The sequence below is a fragment of the Agrobacterium sp. a22-2 genome (assembly GCF_012276985.1).
GTDB lineage: Bacteria > Pseudomonadota > Alphaproteobacteria > Rhizobiales > Rhizobiaceae > Allorhizobium.
Map to the genome: position 1 here is coordinate 224016 of NZ_JAAXMM010000008.1, position 16310 is coordinate 240325.

Sequence of the window (16310 nt, forward strand, 5' to 3'; positions counted from 1 at the left end):
CCTCTGCCCTGCCGGGCGTTCGGCGCTCAAATCGATCCACTGGATCGATTGGCCCGGCTCATGCCGGTCGCGCTTCACCCCCCTCAAGGGGGGAGATCGGTCCGGGGTAGGCGGCCTGCGTTCAATCTCCCCCCTTGAGGGGGAGATGTCGGCGTGGCCGACAGAGGGGGGTACCAGTGGCGCGATCTTCACATTCCCCTCCAGACGCGCGCATGCAGCGGGTTGAAGCCCATGCGGTAGACGAGTTCGGCCGGGTCCTCGATGTCCCAAATTGCCAGGTCGGCCCATTTGCCGGGCTCAAGCGTTCCGGTTTCATCCTGAAGCCCCAACGCGCGGGCGGCGTGCCTTGTGGTGCCGGCGATGCATTCGTCGACCGTCAGGCCGAACAGGGTTGCGGCCATGTTCATGGTGAGGAGCAGGGAGGTGAGCGGCGAGGTGCCGGGATTGTTGTCGGTGGCAACGACCATCGCCACGCCGTGCTTGCGGAACAGGTCGACCGGCGGCTTTTTCGTCTCACGGATGAAATAGAAGGCGCCGGGCAGGATGACAGCCACCGTTCCGGCCTTGGCCATGGCCATCGCGCCGGCCTCGTCGGTATATTCCAGATGATCGGCCGAGAGGCCGCCGAATTCGGCGGCGAGGGCGGCACCGTGCAGGTTCGACAATTGGTCGGCATGCAGCTTGACCGGCAGGCCGAGCCTTCGCGCTGCCTCGAAGACGCTGCGCATTTCCTCGACGGAAAAGGCGATGCCCTCGCAAAAGCCGTCGACGGCATCGGCCAGACCAGCCGCATGAGCTGCCTCAAGGCCGGGTAGCACGACCTCGCGGATGAAGTCGGCGTTGCGGCCCTTGTATTCGGCGGGCGTTGCATGGGCGCCGAGATAAGTGGTGCGGATTGTCACGGCCCGCTCGTCGGCCAGCCGGCGGGCAGCGCGCAGCATCTTCAGTTCGTCATCGACGGTCAGGCCATAACCCGATTTAACCTCGACCGTCGTCACGCCTTCGGCGATCAGCGCATCGAGCCGGGGCAGGGTCTCGGCCAATAGATCCTCTTCGCCGGCGGCCCCGACCTGGCGCACCGAAGAGACGATGCCGCCGCCGGCGCGGGCCACTTCCTCATAGGTCGCGCCGGCCAGGCGCATCTGGAATTCCTTGGCGCGATTGCCGGCATGGACCAGATGGGTGTGGCAGTCGATCAGGCCGGGGGTCATCCAGCGGTTGCCGCAATCGATGATCTCGGCACTTTCAAGAAGATCAGCGGGCAGGTCGGCCTGCGGCCCGGCATAGACGATGCGGCCATTGCTGGCGGCCAAGGCGCCGGATTCGATGATGCCGAGGCCTGTAGTGCCGGCCTTCAGAGTGGCCAGACGCGCGTTGCGCCAGATGCGATTTGCTTCAGCCATTGCAGGTTCGCTCCCCGATTTCCCGCATTGCGTCCGTGTCGTTTTGCCATTATGTATATACTTAATGAGGCGGGACGCAAGTCCAAATCCGGCGTGCCGGATCGGTGGAGGTAAAGCGATGACGACAATCCATGCGGAGACGGCGCTGCTGCCGGACGGCTTTGCCAGAGATGTGCGGCTGACACTGGTCGGCAATCGCATTGCGTCGATCGAGACCGGCGTGGTGGCGTCTCCTGAAGACGAGCGCCATGGCATGATCCTGCCGGGTGTCGCCAATCTGCACAGCCACGCTTTTCAGCGTGGCATGGCGGGGCTTGCGGAAATGCGTGGCCCGGCCGACGACAATTTCTGGAGCTGGCGCACGGTGATGTACCGCTTCGCGCTGACCATGAACCCGGAGCAGATGGAGGCGATCGCCGCCCAGCTCTATGTCGAGATGCTGGAGGCGGGGTTCTGCCGGGTCGGGGAATTTCATTACCTGCATCAGGATCGTGACGGGCGGCCTTATGACAATCTTGGCGAGATGGCTGAGCGCATTGCCGCGGCGGCATCGACGGCGGGCATCGGCCTGACGCTCCTGCCGGTCTTCTATGCGCATTTCACCTTTGGCGGCGAAGATCCGTCGCCGGGTCAGCGCCGCTTCATCAATGATGTCGAGCAATTCTCACGGCTGCTGGAGGCTTGCCAGGCACTGCATTTTAAGGTTCCGGGCATGGTCACCGGCATTGCCCCGCACAGCCTGCGGGCGGTGACGCCGGATGAAATGCGGCAACTGCTCGGCCTGTCCTTCGACGGTCCGATCCATATCCATGCCGCCGAGCAGGTGAAGGAAGTCGAGGATTGTGTCGCCTGGTCCGGTGCGCGACCTGTCGAATGGCTGCTCGACAATGTCGGGCTCAATGAACGCTGGTGCCTGATCCACGCTACCCACATGACCGCCGACGAGACGGTGCGCATGGCGAAAACCAAAGCCGTTGCCGGGCTCTGCCCGATCACCGAGGCCAATCTCGGCGATGGCATCTTTCCGGCTGAAACCTTCCTGGACAATGGCGGTCGGTTCGGGATCGGCTCGGATTCGAACGTCCTGATCGGCATTTCCGACGAATTGCGACAGCTGGAATATGCGCAGCGTCTTGGCAAGCGAGCCCGCAACGTCATTGCCGTACCCGGCGGCTCAACCGGGCGGCACCTGTTCGAAGGCGCCCTTGCCGGCGGGGCCGCGGCCCTGCAGTGCGATGCCGGATTGGCCGCCGGCCAGTCTGCCGATTTCTTCAGCCTGAAGCCGCACCACGATTATGGTCTTCCCGCGGACAGCCTGCTCGACAGCTGGATCTTCGCCAAAGGCGCCGGCATAGACTGTGTGTGGTCCTCCGGCCAGAAACAGGTCGAAGGCGGCCGGCATCGGCATGCAGAAGTCGTTGGTGCGCGGTTCCGCAAGGTGATGCGGGAGCTGATTGCCGCCTTCTAACTGTTCGCTTCTACTTACCTTCTCGGGCTGCGACATACCGATTGACGGGCATCGACAGGCCGAGATTCTCGCGCAACGTCGTGCCCTCGTATTCCTCGCGGAACAGACCGCGGCGGCGCAGCTCCGGCACGACGAGTTCGACGAAGTCGTTGAGGCTGGCCGGCAGTGTCGGGAACATCAGGATGAAGCCATCGGCAGCACGGGCCTCGGACCATTCTTCCATGAAATCGGCGATTTCGACCGGCGTGCCGGTAATGCCGTTGCCGGTGCTCTTTTCGGCATAGTGGCGGATGAGGTGGCCGAGCGTGTGGCCTTGCTCGATATAGTCCTTGAGTTCCTCGAACAGGGCCTTCGACCCCTTCGGCTCGGCCGGCAGGCGTTCCATCGGGAAGGGCTGGTCGAGGGGAGCACCGGACAAGTCGGTTTCCAGGAATTCGCCAAGCATCCACCGGCCGACATCGGGGTGCAGATTGTCGATCAGGAAATCGACGCGAGCCTGCGCCTCGGCGCGGGTGGCGCCGACATTGACGACCACGCCCGGCATCATCTTCAGATCGTCGGGCGAGCGGCCGTATTTCGGCATGCGGTCCTTGACGTTGGTGTAGAAGGCCTTGTTGCGCTCCAGATTGGAGGCGAGGCTGAAGACGATCTCGGCGGTGCGGGCGGCGAGTTCCATGCCGGCCTCCGAGCCGCCAGCCTGGGCGATGATGGGCCGGCCCTGCGGCGAGGCGGCGATGTTGAGCGGCCCGCGAACCTGAAAGTGCTTGCCCTTGTGATTCAGTGTATGCAGCTTGGTCTTGTCGTAGTAGAGGCCGCTCTCACGGTCGAGCAACAGGGCGTCCGGCTCGAAACTGTCCCAAAGGCCGAAGACGACATCGACGAATTCCGCACCGCGCTCATAGCGCAGCGCATGGGGCGGAAGGCCTTCCATGTTGAAATTATAGCCAGTCTCGTCGTGGTCGGAGGTGACGACGTTCCAGCAGGCGCGGCCGCCGCTCATATGGTCGATGGAGGCAAAGAGGCGGGCAATATTGTAGGGTTCATAATAGCTGGTGGAGGCCGTGGCAACGAAGCCGAGACGTTCCGTCAGCACGGAGAGAGCGGTGATCAGCGTCAACGGCTCGAAGCGGTTCATCTTGGTCGGCGAGCGCGACAGGGCATCCGCATCGCCGATAGCGGAGGCCGGCGAATCCGCCACGAACATGAAGTCGAACTTGGCTGCTTCGGAGATTTTCGCCACGTTGAGCAAGTGGCCGATATCGTTGGCGCCGTTGACGTCGCTGTCCGGATGCAGCCAGGCGGCCGGGTTGAAGCCGAACGTATAGACGAAGGTGCCAAGCTTCAGTTTCTCGTCGCGGGCCATGTCAAGTTTCCTTCTTTACCGCTCTAAACCAGTTTCTGAGATGGTGTGAACCGCGCCGTCAGCGCGTGGCTGCCGCCGGGATAGGTCAGGCGCACATGGGTGACCGTCTCATCCAGCCGCCAGGTCTGGCGCTCGACGACCAGCACCGGTGTGCCAACGGCAATCGCAAGGGTGCGGGCTGCCGTCTGGCTGGCGCCTTCGGCGGCAATTCGGTGCTCGGCGGCGTTCCACGGCACATGGTCGAGCAGCCAGGGGCCAGGCGACAGGCTCAAGAAATCTTCCGTCTCGGCCTCGGGCACGACACCAAGATTGATCAGGCGTTCCTCAAGGCAGAATGGGGCATCGCCGGCATAGTGCAGGCAGGTGATTGCGGCGACCCGACGCCTTGGCGCCAGGCTCAAACCGCCGCGCTCGGCCTTTGTCGGCGGTCGGATGCTCTTGTCGAGGATCTCGTAGCGATAGGGCAGGTTGAACGCGTTGACCTCGTCGCGGATATTGTAGATTTCCAGGATCGCGCTTTGCGAATTCTGCGGCATGACGATGCTGCCGGTCTTGCGGCGGCGCAGGACCAGCCCGGCTCGGGCGAGTTGCGTCAACACCTTGTTGACCGTCATGCGGGAGCATCCGTATTCCTCGGTCAGCAGCTGTTCCGACGGGATCTTGTGGCCTGGGGGCCAGCGGCCGCTGACGATATTGTCCTGAATGTTATCCAGAATGCGTTGATGCAGGGATTTCGGCGGGTTTTCGCCAATCTCCATGGGCCGTGGCGCAGTCATACCAGCATCGAGGCTCCGCGATCGAGATAGGTGTCGAGAAACTGTTCGAGGCGCGGATGGCGCGGTTTTGCAAAAACCTCCGATGGGGGGCCGGTAAACAGCAGCTTGCCATGATCCAGGAAGCTGATCTGCTGGCCGACGGTGGCGGCAAAGCCGATCTCGTGGCTGACGACCACCATGGTCATGCCTTCTGCGGCCAGATCGCGCATGACGTTCAGCACTTCGCCGGTCAGTTCCGGGTCAAGCGCCGATGTCGGCTCGTCGAACAGCATGATCTTCGGCTGCAGGGCCAGCGCCCGGGCAATCGCCACGCGCTGCTGCTGGCCGCCTGACAGTTGCGCCGGATAATGGCCGGCGCGATTTTCAAGGCCGACCTTTTTCAGCTGTGCCATGGCACGTTCCTCGGCGTCGCGCTTGGCCAATTTGTGCACGGTCTTCAGCGCTTCCGAGACATTGCCGAGCGCCGTCATGTGCGGCCAGAGATTGAACTGTTGAAAGACCATGCCGATCTGAGACCGAACGCTGCGGATCTGGGCCATCGGCAGGCGCTCGCGGCCACCTTTGGCGTTTTCGTAAAAGCCGAGTGCTTCGCCATGAACGGTGATCATGCCTTCGCTGGTTTCCTCCAGAAAGGCCAGGCAGCGCAGAAGCGTTGACTTGCCGGAGCCCGAGGGGCCGATCAGGCAGGAAACCTTGCCATCGGGAATGTCCAGATTGATGTCGTCCAGAACGGTGCTGGTGCCGAACCGTTTGACGAGTTTGCTGACGGCGATCGCAGGTAGGGTCATGTCGGGGAAAACCTCAGGCGTGACAGGCGGGTTTCGGCAAGCCGGCCGAGGCGGCCGGTGATTTCCACGAGAACCCAATAGATGATGGCGAGCAGGAAGATCGATTCCAGGAAGGCATATTGCTGCGAACCGATGGCGCTGACGGTGAGCGTCAGTTCCGGCACGGTGATGATCGACAGGATGGCGGTTTCCTTCATCAGGATCACCGACATATTGACGGAAGGCGGCAGCACGAGAAGCGCCATTTCCGGCAGGAGGATGCGGCGGATGATCTGCACCCTCGTCAGCCCGAGGCATTCCGCCGCCTCGATATGGCCGGCGGGAACCGCGGCAAAGCCGGCCCGGAAGATCTCGCTGTAATAGGCCGCTCCATAGACCAGCAGGCCGAGCAGGCCGCAAGGCAGGGGATCGAGCGCCAGGCCGATAAAGGGGCCGCCGTAATAGAGCAGGAAGATCTGGATCAGGAAGGGTGTGCCGCGCAGGATCTCGACCACCACGCCGAGCGCCAGGTTGACCGGCCTGCCGCCGTATTTGCGGGCTGTGGCAACGAGGAAGCCGAGGATGACCGAGCCGATCGTGCCTGCAATCCACAGGGCGATGGTGACGCCGAGGCCGCTTAGGATCTCGGGCAGTTTCTCAATGATGACATTGATATCGAAGATCATCGCGGCACTCCTGGAAGCGAGCGCTCGATCAGCCCGCCGGTGCGGGCCACGACGAAATTGATGACCAGATAGAGGAAACCGGCAGCGGCAAAGATCTCAAGCGGCTTGAAGGTGCTGCCGGCCAGATCCTGCGCCATGCGGGTGAGCTCGACGATGCCCACCACCGACATCAGCGAGGATGCCTTCAAGATGAGGATCGCTTCGTTGACAAGGGCCGGAAAGGTTAGCCTCAGCGCGATCGGCACCTTGATGCGCATGAAGGCCTGGCCGGGCGTCAGGCCGAGCATTTCGGCGGATTCGATATAGCCATGCGGCACGCTGGCAAAGCCGCCGCGCAGGTTTTCCGCCTGATAGGCGGCGGTGCAGAGCGACAGGCCGACAATGGCGGCGACGATGCTCGGCACGTTGATGCCGATGACCGGCAGAAGATTGTAGATCAGCAGCAGTTGGACCAGCAGGGGCACGCCGCGGAAGAAGCTGACGAACAGGTTTGCCGGCAAAGAGAAGAGCCGGCTTTTCGACAGCATGGCTCCGGACAAAGCAATCGCAATGGCAAAGCCGATCAGGATCGATACGAAACTGATCGCTACCGTGTAGATCGAGGCCTGGACAAGAAGTTCAAACAGTTTGAAAGACATCGGTCAACGTTCCGTCGGCTTGGGGTCCCATGGACACCGGCGCGGTCTTCATCAGGGGGAACGGGCTGCGCGCATCAACCGTGCGCGCAGCCAAGATCGGGGATGTCGGTGCTCAGAACGACGGATCGGTGACCGCGTCCGGCGTGTCGAAGCTTGCGCCGAACCACTTCTTCTGGGCTTCGGCCAGGCGGCCATCGCCCTTCATCTTCAGGAGGGCTGCGTCGATGGCATCCATCAGGCTGGCATGGTCGGCATCCTTCGTGCCGATGAAGCCGAAATAGGCCTTCTTGCCGAAGGGCGGCAGCACGACTTCAAACGTGTCGGGACGCTGGCTGGCCACGAATGCGATATTGGGCAGCGAGTTGGCGACACCGGCGATACGGCCGGCTGCGAGGTCGGCATAGGATTCGGTGAAGGCCGGATATTCGCGGATGTCGACCTTGGCCGACAGGGTGGCCGAGTATTCGGTCAGCTGGGCGAGCTGCGACGTGGCCTTGCCGACGCCGATTGCCTTGCCGGCAATGTCTTCCGGTTTGCTGATCGAGGTGTCGCCAGCCTTCTTCAGAACGGCAACCGTTGCTTCGGCGATCGGCGGCGTGAAGCGGTAGCGCTCCATGCGGGCCTTGGTGATGGTGGCCGGGCCGGCGACCATGTCGAACTTGCCGGCTTCCAGGCCCGGGAAGACGCCTTCCCAGGGCAGGGCGATCCACTCGATGGAAACGCCGAGTTCCTTGCCGATTTCAGCAAAGAGATCGACGTTCAGGCCGGCATGGGTGCCGGCATCGATGAAGTCGAAGGGGGCAAACGCGGTCTCAGTACCCACTTTCATGGTGCCGGCCGCCTTGATGCGCGCCAGCGCGTCTTCGGCATGGGCCGACAGGGTCGCACCGAATAGAAGAGCGGCGCCAAGGGCTGCCTTCAAGAAAAGTCGCTTGTGCATGGTGATGTCTCCAGTTTACCGTTCAATCCCGCGAGCGGGCGCTGTTCCCGTTTATTCGGCCGATGAATGGGATCCCGGCCGTTAATTGACTATACAAATAGACAGAGCTTCGCCGACGGAGTCAACGCAAAATCCACGGATCCTTTCGCAAGTGCGGTAAGGTAGGAATTTGATGGGAAGGCGGGGAGACGTTTGGCGGCCGCCAGGCTTATCTGGCTGACGGCCGTTCATGCGAACCGAAGATTGCTTCCGGCAAAAGAGCAGCCTTGCCTGGTCTTTAGCGGTTGACGTCGATGACGACGCGGCCGCGGATCTGGCCCGCGACGATGGCGTCCGCCAGTTCCGGCAGTTTCGACATGGGTTCTACCGTCGTCAGCGCCTTCAGATGGGCGCGGTCGAGATGGTCGGCCAGGATCTGCCAGGCGCGTTCACGCTTGGCCATCGGTGCCATCACGGAATCGACGCCGAGAAGTGCGACACCCCGCAGGATATGCGGCATCACCGTTGCTGGCAGATCGGCGCCGCCGGCCAGGCCGCAGGCGGCAACCGCGCCGCCATAGACGGTCTGCGCCAGCACATTGGCCAGCGTGGTTGAGCCGACGCTGTCGACTGCACCCGCCCAGCGCTCCTTCTGCAAGGGGCTGCCTTTTTCGGACAGCGATGCGCGCTCGACAAAGCCGGTGGCGCCGAGCGAGGCGAGGTAATCATGGGTTTCCGGCCGGCCGGTCGATGCCGTGACGCGGTAACCCTTCGCCGAGAGCAGGCTGACGGCGACCGAGCCGACGCCACCGGCTGCACCGGTCACCAGCACTTCCGGTCCCTGCGGCTTGATCGAGCCCCAGCTTTCCAGTGCATCGACGCAAAGGGCCGCCGTGTAGCCGGCGGTGCCGATCGCCATGGCTTCTTCGAAGGAGAAGGCCTCCGGCAGGCGCATCAGCCATTCCGCCTTCAGGCGCTGGAAACGGCTATAGCCGCCCCATTCGGTTTCAGACAGGCCGAAGCCGTTGACGACAACCCGGTCGCCCGGCTTCCAGTCTGGTGATCGGGATTCGACAACGGTTCCCGCCAGATCGACGCCGGCCACCAGCGGCATGCGCCGGGCGATCCGTCCCTTGCCGGAGACCGCCAGGCCATCCTTGTAATTGAGGGTCGAGAAGGCGATTTCCACCAGCACATCGTGGTCCGGCAGGTCGGCCTGCGACAATTGCCGGAATCCGGCCTTCGGTTTGCCGTCGACGGCATCGATAACGATCGCGGTGAAGGTCTCGGTCATGTCTTTCGCTTGGCTCCTGTTGTGACGGACGCTTTGCGGCTGCGTCTCTTACCTCGTCAGGCGGTGGTGATGGCGGCGCTTGCGGCGCGGCTTTCGCGGGCCGCGACGGCTGCGACATAGGAATCGCTGATGTAACGCAGCAGCGAGGCTAGGGCAGCCGTTGCCCTTGCGACGTCGCGGGCGCGCACGGCATCGAGAATTTCCTGGTGGAAGGCGACGACCTGCCGCCGTTCGCGCACCCGGAAGACGATCATGTTGGTGATCGGAATGAAGGCCTCGATGACGGTATACATCATCAGCTTCAACGGGCCGTTGGCGGTGGAATCGACCAGGGCACGGTGGAAGCGCACGTCGGAGGCGCAGAAATCCTCGTCGGTCAACGCCTCTGAACTCTGAACGCGGATTTCCTCTTCCATCGCGGCGAGGTCAGCCTCGGTACGATTGTCGGATGCCAGCCGGCAGCAGATGGTTTCCGTTTCCAGCCGGGCAACGATGATCTCGTCGATGTCGAAAGCGCCAATGCCGACCAGCAGGGTCGCGGCACCGGTGATCGCCTTGGACAGGCCCTCGGGATCAGGGCGCTTGACGAAATTGCCACCGGTCGGTCCGCGCTTGGAATGGATCAGGTTCTGGGCGGCCAGCCGCTTCAAGGCCTCGCGAACGGTCGGCCGCGAAATGCCGAAACTGCGGGCAAGGTCCTCTTCGCTGGGCAGGCGTTCCTCAACCTTCAGCCGGCCATCCATGATGGCTGAACGGATGTTGTCGGAGACCTGCTTGGCAATGCCCGAACGGACAACCTCATCATATTTCAGGATCATTTAGGCTTCCTTCCCCCGCGATAGACCGAAGCATGCCACGACTGAAAACGGATTGCCACCACTTTTAAATATAGGTTTGACAAATATCGAAACCTGGATAACCATGGCCTCATAAGACTTCAGGGGAACAGGATTACATGAATGTCGGGACGGGTATGAACCCGGCTGCTGGGCAGTCGTGCGCGGATTCGGGAGGGCGGATGACCGCGCTTCTTTCGGCTCTTGCCGGTCGTCTGGACAAGGGTGCGATCCTTGTCGGCGACATGGTGGGTGCTGCCTATAGCAGTGACGCGACGGACGAAGTCGGCGCCGTTCCCCATGCCGTCCTGCGGCCGCGCAATACGGCCGATGTCTCCCTCATCCTCTCCACATGCAACGAATTCCACCAGCCACTGGTGCTGCAGGGCGGCCGCACGGGTCTTGCCGGCGGCGCACGCCCGCAACCTGGCGAACTCGCGCTGTCGCTGGAACGCATGACGGCACTGGAGCCGGTCGACACGGACGCCGCGACGATAACCGTCGGTGCTGGCGCCACATTGCAGTCTGTCCAGGAGGCCGCGGAAGCGGCGGGCCTTTTCTTCGGCGTCGATATCGGCGCGCGGGGTTCCTGCACGATCGGCGGAAATGTGGCGACCAATGCCGGCGGCATCCGGGTGCTGCGCTACGGCATGTTCCGGGCTCAGGTGCTGGGGCTCGAAGCCGTGCTGGCCGATGGCGCGGTGCTGACATCTCTGAAAGGGCTGCCCAAGGACAATTCCGGCTACGATCTCAACCAGCTGTTCATCGGAACGGAAGGCACGCTCGGCGTCGTGACGCGCGCCTGCCTGAAACTGCATCCCTTGCCGGTCTCGCAGGCCAATGCGTTTTGCGCCGTGCCGTCGCTTGCCGCCGCACAGGCGCTGCTGGCAGCGTTGCGGCAGGAACTCGGTTCGCTGCTGTCTGCTTTTGAGGTCATTTTCCCGGTTGTCTACGAAGGCGTCGTTGCCGGTGGTTTCGCTGCGCCGCCGGTGCCGGTCGGCGCCGGCCTGTATGTGCTCACCGAAATCCAGGGCCAGGACGAGGCTCGCGACGGCGACCGGTTCGCTGCGGCGCTGATGGCGGCCTGCGAAGCCGGGCTGGTGGAGGACGTAATCGTCTCGCAATCGCCCCGCGACTATCGGGGCCTCTGGGCACTGCGCGAGGCCTGCAGCGCCTTCATCTTCAGCATGGACCACATGATCGGCTTCGACGTCAGCGCACCGGCCCATGGCATTGGCGCCTTCCTGTCGGATGCAGACGATCGGGTTGTCCGTGTCGATCCTGCCGCAAAACCGTACGTCTTCGGTCACCTGGGCGACGGCAACCTGCATTACATGGTGCAGAGCCATGCCCATGATGCCGTGGCGGATGCAGTTTTCGACGCGGTAGCGCATTGCGGCGGGGCGGTGTCGGCCGAACACGGCATCGGCCTCGACAAGAAGAGATGGCTGCCGCTGGTGCGGTCGCCGGCGGAGATCGCAACCATGCGCCGGCTGAAACACGTCTTCGATCCGAAGTCCATTCTCAATCCGGGCCGTGTCTTCGACATGGCGCCGGGGCTGGCCGGGGAGGCCTGACCGCTCATGACTGCTCCCCTTTCCTCTTCGTGGATCGTTGCAAGCCATGCCATAGACGAAGGCATCCGGCTCGACGACCGCTACCGGCTGGAAAAGGGCCGCATTCTGGTGTCCGGTACCCAGGCGCTGGTGCGCCTGCCGATGATCCAGCGCAGTCGCGACCTTGCCGCCGGATTGAACACCGCCGGCTATGTCTCGGGCTATCGCGGCTCGCCGCTGGCCGGCTTCGACCGGGAAATGGCAAGCGCCCGCAAATATCTTGAGGCAAGCCATGTAAAGTTCCAACCAGGGCTGAATGAGGACATCGCGGCCACGGCAGTCTGGGGAACGCAGCAGACGAACCTGTTCAAAGGCGCCCGTTACGACGGCGTCTTTGCCATGTGGTACGGCAAGGGTCCGGGCGTCGATCGCAGCATGGATGTCATCCGCCATGCCAATGCGGCAGGCACCAGCCCGACGGGCGGCGTGCTGTTGCTGGTCGGCGACGACCATGGCGCGGCCTCCTCGACGCTGCCGCACCAGAGCGAGCACAATCTGATCTCGGCCATGGTGCCGCTGCTGTCGCCGGCCGGTGTCGGCGAATATATCGACTACGGTCTCCTGGGCTGGGCGATGAGCCGTTATTCCGGCGCCTGGGTTGGCTTCAAATGCCAGACGGAAATCGTCGAATGCTCGGCAACCGTCGAGATCGACCCTGCCTTGCCGCGTATTGTCCTGCCTACGGACGGCCATGGCACCGATCTGTCGCTGCGCTGGCCCGACGGGCCGCATGCCATGGAGCAGCGGCTGGAGCGCAAGATCGAGGCGGTGAAAGCCTTTGCCCGTGCCAACGGCATCGACCGTGGGATGTGGGGCGAAGGCCGCTGTCGTCTGGGCATCGTGTCGACCGGAAAATCTTGGCTCGACCTGCTCGGCGCGCTGGCTGCGCTCGGCATCGACCAGCGTCGGGCCGCCGAACTTGGTATTACTCTCTACAAGGTGGGCCTCACCTGGCCGCTTGAGCCGGAGGGCATCACGGCCTTCGCATCGCGCGTCGACGAGTTGCTGGTGGTCGAGGAAAAGCGGCCTGTTATCGAAGAGCAGATCAAGTCGCTGCTGTTCAACCTGCCTGCCGATCGGCGGCCACGGGTGTTCGGCAAGACGGGCGATGGCGGCGCACCCCTGTTGTCCTCGATCGGCGAGATTTCCGCCATGGCCGTTGCCCGGGCCATCGTGTCCCGGCTTGGCGATGCGGACGCCTTGCTGTTGGAGAGGGCACGGCAGATCGAAGCGGTCGCCGGTTCCGCACTCACCGACACTCCGGCCCTGAAGCGCGATCCCTATTTCTGCTCGGGCTGTCCGCACAGCGTATCGACGCGCCTGCCGGAGGGCAGTCGTGCCTCAACCGGCATCGGCTGCCACATGATGGTGATCGGCGCCGAAGACCGAAATACCTCGACCTTCACCCAGATGGGTGGCGAGGGCGGGGCCTGGATCGGCATGTCGCCGTTCACCGACGAGAAGCACATCTTCGTCAACATGGGGGACGGCACCTATTTTCATTCCGGTCTTCTGGCCATTCGCGCGGCCATCGCCGCCAAGGTCAACGCGACCTACAAGATCCTGTTCAACGACGCGGTGGCGATGACCGGCGGGCAGCGCCATGACGGCGAGTTGAGCGTGCCGGCGGTCGTCGACCAGGTTCTGGCGGAAGGGGCGGCGCGGGTGGCCGTCGTTGCGGAAAACCCCGAGATCTGGATCGGCCGCCTGCCGCGCGGCGTGACCATCAACCATCGCGACGAACTGGACGCCGTGCAGCGCGAGCTTCGTGATCTATCTGGTGTGACCCTGCTGATCTACGACCAGGTCTGCGCCGCGGAAAAGCGCCGGAGACGCAAACGGGGCGCCTTTCCGGTTTCGCCAAAGCGCGCCTTCATCAACGATCTGGTCTGCGAGGGCTGCGGCGACTGTTCCGCTGTCTCCAACTGCATCTCGATCGAGCCGAAGGAAACCGAATTCGGCCGCAAGCGGCAGATCAATCAGTCGAGCTGCAACACCGACCTTTCGTGCATCAAGGGGTTCTGTCCGAGTTTCGTCACCGTCGAGGGTGGCGCGATCCGCAAGCCGGCCGGCCGGGCGCGCAGCCAGGATTTTACCGATCTGCCGCTGCCGGTGATCGAAGCCGATCTTGAGCGTCCGTACAATATGTTGCTGGCCGGCATCGGGGGCACAGGCGTCATTACCGTCAGCGCCGTCCTGTCGATGGCGGCCCATATTGACGGGCTTGCCGTGCTGACGCTGGACCAGACCGGTCTTGCCCAGAAGAATGGCGCTGTCGTGTCCCATCTGAGACTCGCGCGCCGGCCGGAGGCACTCAACACGGTGCGCATCGGGCTTGGCGAAAGCGACCTCGTCCTGGGGTTCGATGTCGTGGTGGCAGCGGCGCGCAATGTGCTTTCGACCATGGTGCCGGGCCGCAGCCATGTCGTGGTCGACGACCATTTCGCGCCGACGGCAGCTTTTGTCCAGAATACCGCCATCGACCTCAAGCAGGAAGCGACACTCAGGGCGCTGCGCAAGGCGACCGGTGCGGAAGACTTGGCTCTGGTCCCTGCCACACGGGCGGGAACGGCGCTGTTCGGCGATGCGATCTCGGCTAATATGTTCCTGCTCGGCCATGCCTGGCAGCGCGGTCTTGTGCCGATCAGCCTGGATGCCATCGATCGGGCCATCGAACTTAACGGAACCGGCATGGCAATGAACCGCGCCGCCTTCGGCTGGGGCCGCAAGTCGGCACTCGAACCGGAGAGTGTTTTGCGCCAGGCCGGCCTTTCCGCCGGCCATGAGCCTGTTGCAGAAAGCCTCGATGCGCTGGTCGAGCGGAGGGCCGCTTTCCTGACCGATTATCAGGATGGCGCCTATGCCGGGCGGTATCGCCAATTGGTCGAACTGATGCAGCGCGCCGAGGTCAAGGCGGGCGGCACCGGTGTCCTTGCCGAGGCGGTGGCGCGCAATGCCTTCAAGCTGATGGCCTACAAGGACGAATACGAAGTGGCGCGGCTGCACCGTGATCCGGCCTTTGTACAGGCGCTGCACGAGCAGTTCGAGGGGCCATTCAAGATCCGGCATCACCTGGCACCGCCGCTGCTGTCGCGCAAGATCGACGCCCGGACGGGTCATCCGGCGAAACTGGCTTTCGGGGAATGGATCCGCCCGGTGTTCGGCGTTCTGGCGCGGTTCAAGCGGCTACGGGGCACGCGGCTCGATCCGTTCGGCCGGACCGAAGAGCGCCGTCTGGAGCGCCGGTTGATCGCGGAATACGAGCGGATGATCGCCGATATAGCCGCATCGCTGACGCCGGGTGATCTGTCCCGAGCATTTGATCTAGCGAGTCTTCCAGACATGGTGCGCGGTTTCGGCCCGGTGAAGCTGGCCAATGCGGCGCGTTACGAGGCGCGCAGGGCCGAGCTGCTGGATCTCTGGCGGGCGAGCCCGGCGCTGGAACGTTCGGCCTGAGGGTTCGCAGAACAGTAGACGATGTCAATCGAGTAGGTACCGGAAAAAAGTCATGGCAGACAAGATCATCATCGACACCGATCCGGGGCAGGACGACGCCTTTGCCATCCTGCTGGCGCTTGCCAGCCCGGAGCTCGATGTGCTCGGCATCACCGCCGTTGCCGGCAATGTGCCGCTGGCGCTGACCCAGAAGAATGCCCGGCAGATCTGCGAACTCGCCGGCCGAAGCGACATCCCTGTTTATGCCGGTAGCGCCCAGCCGATGGCGATCCAGCTGGTGACCGCCGAGCACGTGCATGGCGCGACCGGCCTTGACGGCGCCGATCTGCCCGATCCGATCATGCCGCTGCAGGACCAGCACGCGGTCGAATTCATCATCGAGACCCTGCTGCGCGAAGAGGCCGGAACCGTCACGCTCTGCCCGCTCGGGCCGTTGACGAATATCGGCAAGGCACTGACCAAGGCGCCGGAGATTGCCGCGCGCATCAAGCAGATCGTGCTGATGGGCGGCGGCCTGTTCGAGGGCGGCAACATCACGCCGGCGGCTGAGTTCAACATCTTCGTCGATCCGCAGGCGGCAACCGTGGTCTTCGCCTCGGGCGTGCCGATCGTCATGATGCCGCTCGACGTGACCCATAAGGTGCGCACCACGCGGACGCGCGTCGAGCGTATCCGGGCGCTGGGCGGCGATTTCGGCACGGTTGCAGCCGGCTGGCTCGACTATTTCGAGCGCTTCGACGAACAGAAATACGGCACTGACGGCGGTCCGCTGCATGATCCCAACGTGATTGCCTATCTGCTGAGACCCGAGATCTATGGCGGGCGTCATTGCAATGTCGAGATCGAGACCGAATCCGAGCTGACCAAGGGCATGACAGTGGTGGACTGGTGGGGCGTCAGCGGGCGGGCTGCCAATGCGCTGTTCATTCGGGATGTCGACGACGAGGCCTTCTTTGCGCTGCTGACGGAGCGGCTTGGTGTGCTCGCAGCACAACGTCCAGCCCCGCAGCTGCGCCGACTCGGTGCTTGAGAGGAGGCCGGCGGTGCAACAGACCAGTCATCACCGCCGGATGTCGTTGCTCCCGAAG

General features: G+C 63.5%; 13 protein-coding genes. 4 read left to right on the forward strand and 9 right to left on the reverse strand.

Annotated features, from left to right (window positions below):
• Positions 1-188: 188 nt before the first annotated feature.
• Positions 189-1403 carry an imidazolonepropionase gene (hutI, locus tag HFC70_RS14545; RefSeq protein WP_168473969.1) on the reverse strand — a complete coding sequence of 405 codons (1215 nt, stop codon included), beginning with the start codon at positions 1401-1403 and terminating at the stop codon, positions 189-191.
• A 118-nt stretch (positions 1404-1521) separates the two neighbouring features.
• On the opposite strand from hutI, the gene HFC70_RS14550 reads away from it, so the two are divergent.
• Complete coding sequence (locus tag HFC70_RS14550) at positions 1522-2871, forward strand: formimidoylglutamate deiminase (protein WP_168473970.1); 1350 nt, start codon at positions 1522-1524, stop codon at positions 2869-2871.
• A 10-nt stretch (positions 2872-2881) separates the two neighbouring features.
• Here HFC70_RS14550 and HFC70_RS14555 read toward each other — a convergent pair whose 3' ends face one another.
• From HFC70_RS14555 to HFC70_RS14590, 8 genes are all read right to left on the reverse strand, one after another.
• Positions 2882-4234: an LLM class flavin-dependent oxidoreductase gene (locus tag HFC70_RS14555; RefSeq protein WP_168473971.1), complete on the reverse strand. Its 1353-nt coding sequence runs from the start codon at positions 4232-4234 to the stop codon at positions 2882-2884.
• A gap of 23 nt (positions 4235-4257) precedes the next feature.
• The gene (gene hutC / locus HFC70_RS14560) at positions 4258-5010 is read right to left on the reverse strand and encodes a histidine utilization repressor (RefSeq protein WP_246735795.1); all 753 of its coding nucleotides are present in this window, start codon (positions 5008-5010) and stop codon (positions 4258-4260) included.
• A complete protein-coding gene (locus tag HFC70_RS14565) occupies positions 5007-5798 on the reverse strand; it encodes an amino acid ABC transporter ATP-binding protein (RefSeq protein ID WP_168473972.1) in 792 nt (263 codons plus the stop codon). Before HFC70_RS14565 ends, hutC begins: the two co-directional genes overlap by 4 nt.
• On the reverse strand, positions 5795-6463 hold the full coding sequence (locus tag HFC70_RS14570; RefSeq protein WP_168473973.1) for an amino acid ABC transporter permease: 669 nt from the start codon (positions 6461-6463) through the stop codon (positions 5795-5797). The genes HFC70_RS14565 and HFC70_RS14570 overlap by 4 nt, the downstream gene beginning before the upstream one ends.
• Entirely contained in the window at positions 6460-7101 is a 642-nt protein-coding gene (locus HFC70_RS14575) for an amino acid ABC transporter permease (protein ID WP_168473974.1), read from the reverse strand. The genes HFC70_RS14570 and HFC70_RS14575 overlap by 4 nt, the downstream gene beginning before the upstream one ends.
• A gap of 112 nt (positions 7102-7213) precedes the next feature.
• Positions 7214-8041, reverse strand: a complete 828-nt coding sequence (locus HFC70_RS14580; RefSeq protein ID WP_168473975.1) for a transporter substrate-binding domain-containing protein — start codon at positions 8039-8041, stop codon at positions 7214-7216.
• 277 nt (positions 8042-8318) lie between these two features.
• A complete protein-coding gene (locus tag HFC70_RS14585) occupies positions 8319-9314 on the reverse strand; it encodes an MDR family oxidoreductase (protein ID WP_168473976.1) in 996 nt (331 codons plus the stop codon).
• Positions 9315-9370: 56 nt separating this feature from the next.
• Positions 9371-10132: a FadR/GntR family transcriptional regulator gene (locus tag HFC70_RS14590; protein WP_168473977.1), complete on the reverse strand. Its 762-nt coding sequence runs from the start codon at positions 10130-10132 to the stop codon at positions 9371-9373.
• 200 nt (positions 10133-10332) lie between these two features.
• On the opposite strand from HFC70_RS14590, the gene HFC70_RS14595 reads away from it, so the two are divergent.
• Genes HFC70_RS14595 through HFC70_RS14605 form a run of 3 tightly spaced genes read left to right on the forward strand, consistent with a single transcriptional unit; the run spans position 10333 to position 16252 of the window.
• Positions 10333-11727 (forward strand): FAD-binding oxidoreductase, encoded by a 1395-nt coding sequence (locus tag HFC70_RS14595; protein ID WP_246735796.1) that lies wholly within the window; start codon positions 10333-10335, stop codon positions 11725-11727.
• Positions 11728-11733: 6 nt separating this feature from the next.
• Positions 11734-15222 carry an indolepyruvate ferredoxin oxidoreductase family protein gene (locus HFC70_RS14600; RefSeq protein ID WP_168473978.1) on the forward strand — a complete coding sequence of 1163 codons (3489 nt, stop codon included), beginning with the start codon at positions 11734-11736 and terminating at the stop codon, positions 15220-15222.
• Between the two features lie 52 nt (positions 15223-15274).
• Complete coding sequence (locus HFC70_RS14605; protein WP_168473979.1) at positions 15275-16252, forward strand: nucleoside hydrolase; 978 nt, start codon at positions 15275-15277, stop codon at positions 16250-16252.
• Positions 16253-16310: the final 58 nt, after the last annotated feature.

Bases quoted from the DNA above. Each gene is read 5' to 3' on its own strand.
- hutI (WP_168473969.1), bottom strand. From the start codon at position 1,403: ATGGCTGAAGCAAATCGCATCTGGCGCAACGCGCGTCTGGCCACTCTG.
- HFC70_RS14550 (WP_168473970.1), top strand. From the start codon at position 1,522: ATGACGACAATCCATGCGGAGACGGCGCTGCTGCCGGACGGCTTTGCC.
- HFC70_RS14555 (WP_168473971.1), bottom strand. From the start codon at position 4,234: ATGGCCCGCGACGAGAAACTGAAGCTTGGCACCTTCGTCTATACGTTC.
- hutC (WP_246735795.1), bottom strand. From the start codon at position 5,010: ATGACTGCGCCACGGCCCATGGAGATTGGCGAAAACCCGCCGAAATCC.
- HFC70_RS14565 (WP_168473972.1), bottom strand. From the start codon at position 5,798: ATGACCCTACCTGCGATCGCCGTCAGCAAACTCGTCAAACGGTTCGGC.
- HFC70_RS14570 (WP_168473973.1), bottom strand. From the start codon at position 6,463: ATGATCTTCGATATCAATGTCATCATTGAGAAACTGCCCGAGATCCTA.
- HFC70_RS14575 (WP_168473974.1), bottom strand. From the start codon at position 7,101: ATGTCTTTCAAACTGTTTGAACTTCTTGTCCAGGCCTCGATCTACACG.
- HFC70_RS14580 (WP_168473975.1), bottom strand. From the start codon at position 8,041: ATGCACAAGCGACTTTTCTTGAAGGCAGCCCTTGGCGCCGCTCTTCTA.
- HFC70_RS14585 (WP_168473976.1), bottom strand. From the start codon at position 9,314: ATGACCGAGACCTTCACCGCGATCGTTATCGATGCCGTCGACGGCAAA.
- HFC70_RS14590 (WP_168473977.1), bottom strand. From the start codon at position 10,132: ATGATCCTGAAATATGATGAGGTTGTCCGTTCGGGCATTGCCAAGCAG.
- HFC70_RS14595 (WP_246735796.1), top strand. From the start codon at position 10,333: ATGACCGCGCTTCTTTCGGCTCTTGCCGGTCGTCTGGACAAGGGTGCG.
- HFC70_RS14600 (WP_168473978.1), top strand. From the start codon at position 11,734: ATGACTGCTCCCCTTTCCTCTTCGTGGATCGTTGCAAGCCATGCCATA.
- HFC70_RS14605 (WP_168473979.1), top strand. From the start codon at position 15,275: ATGGCAGACAAGATCATCATCGACACCGATCCGGGGCAGGACGACGCC.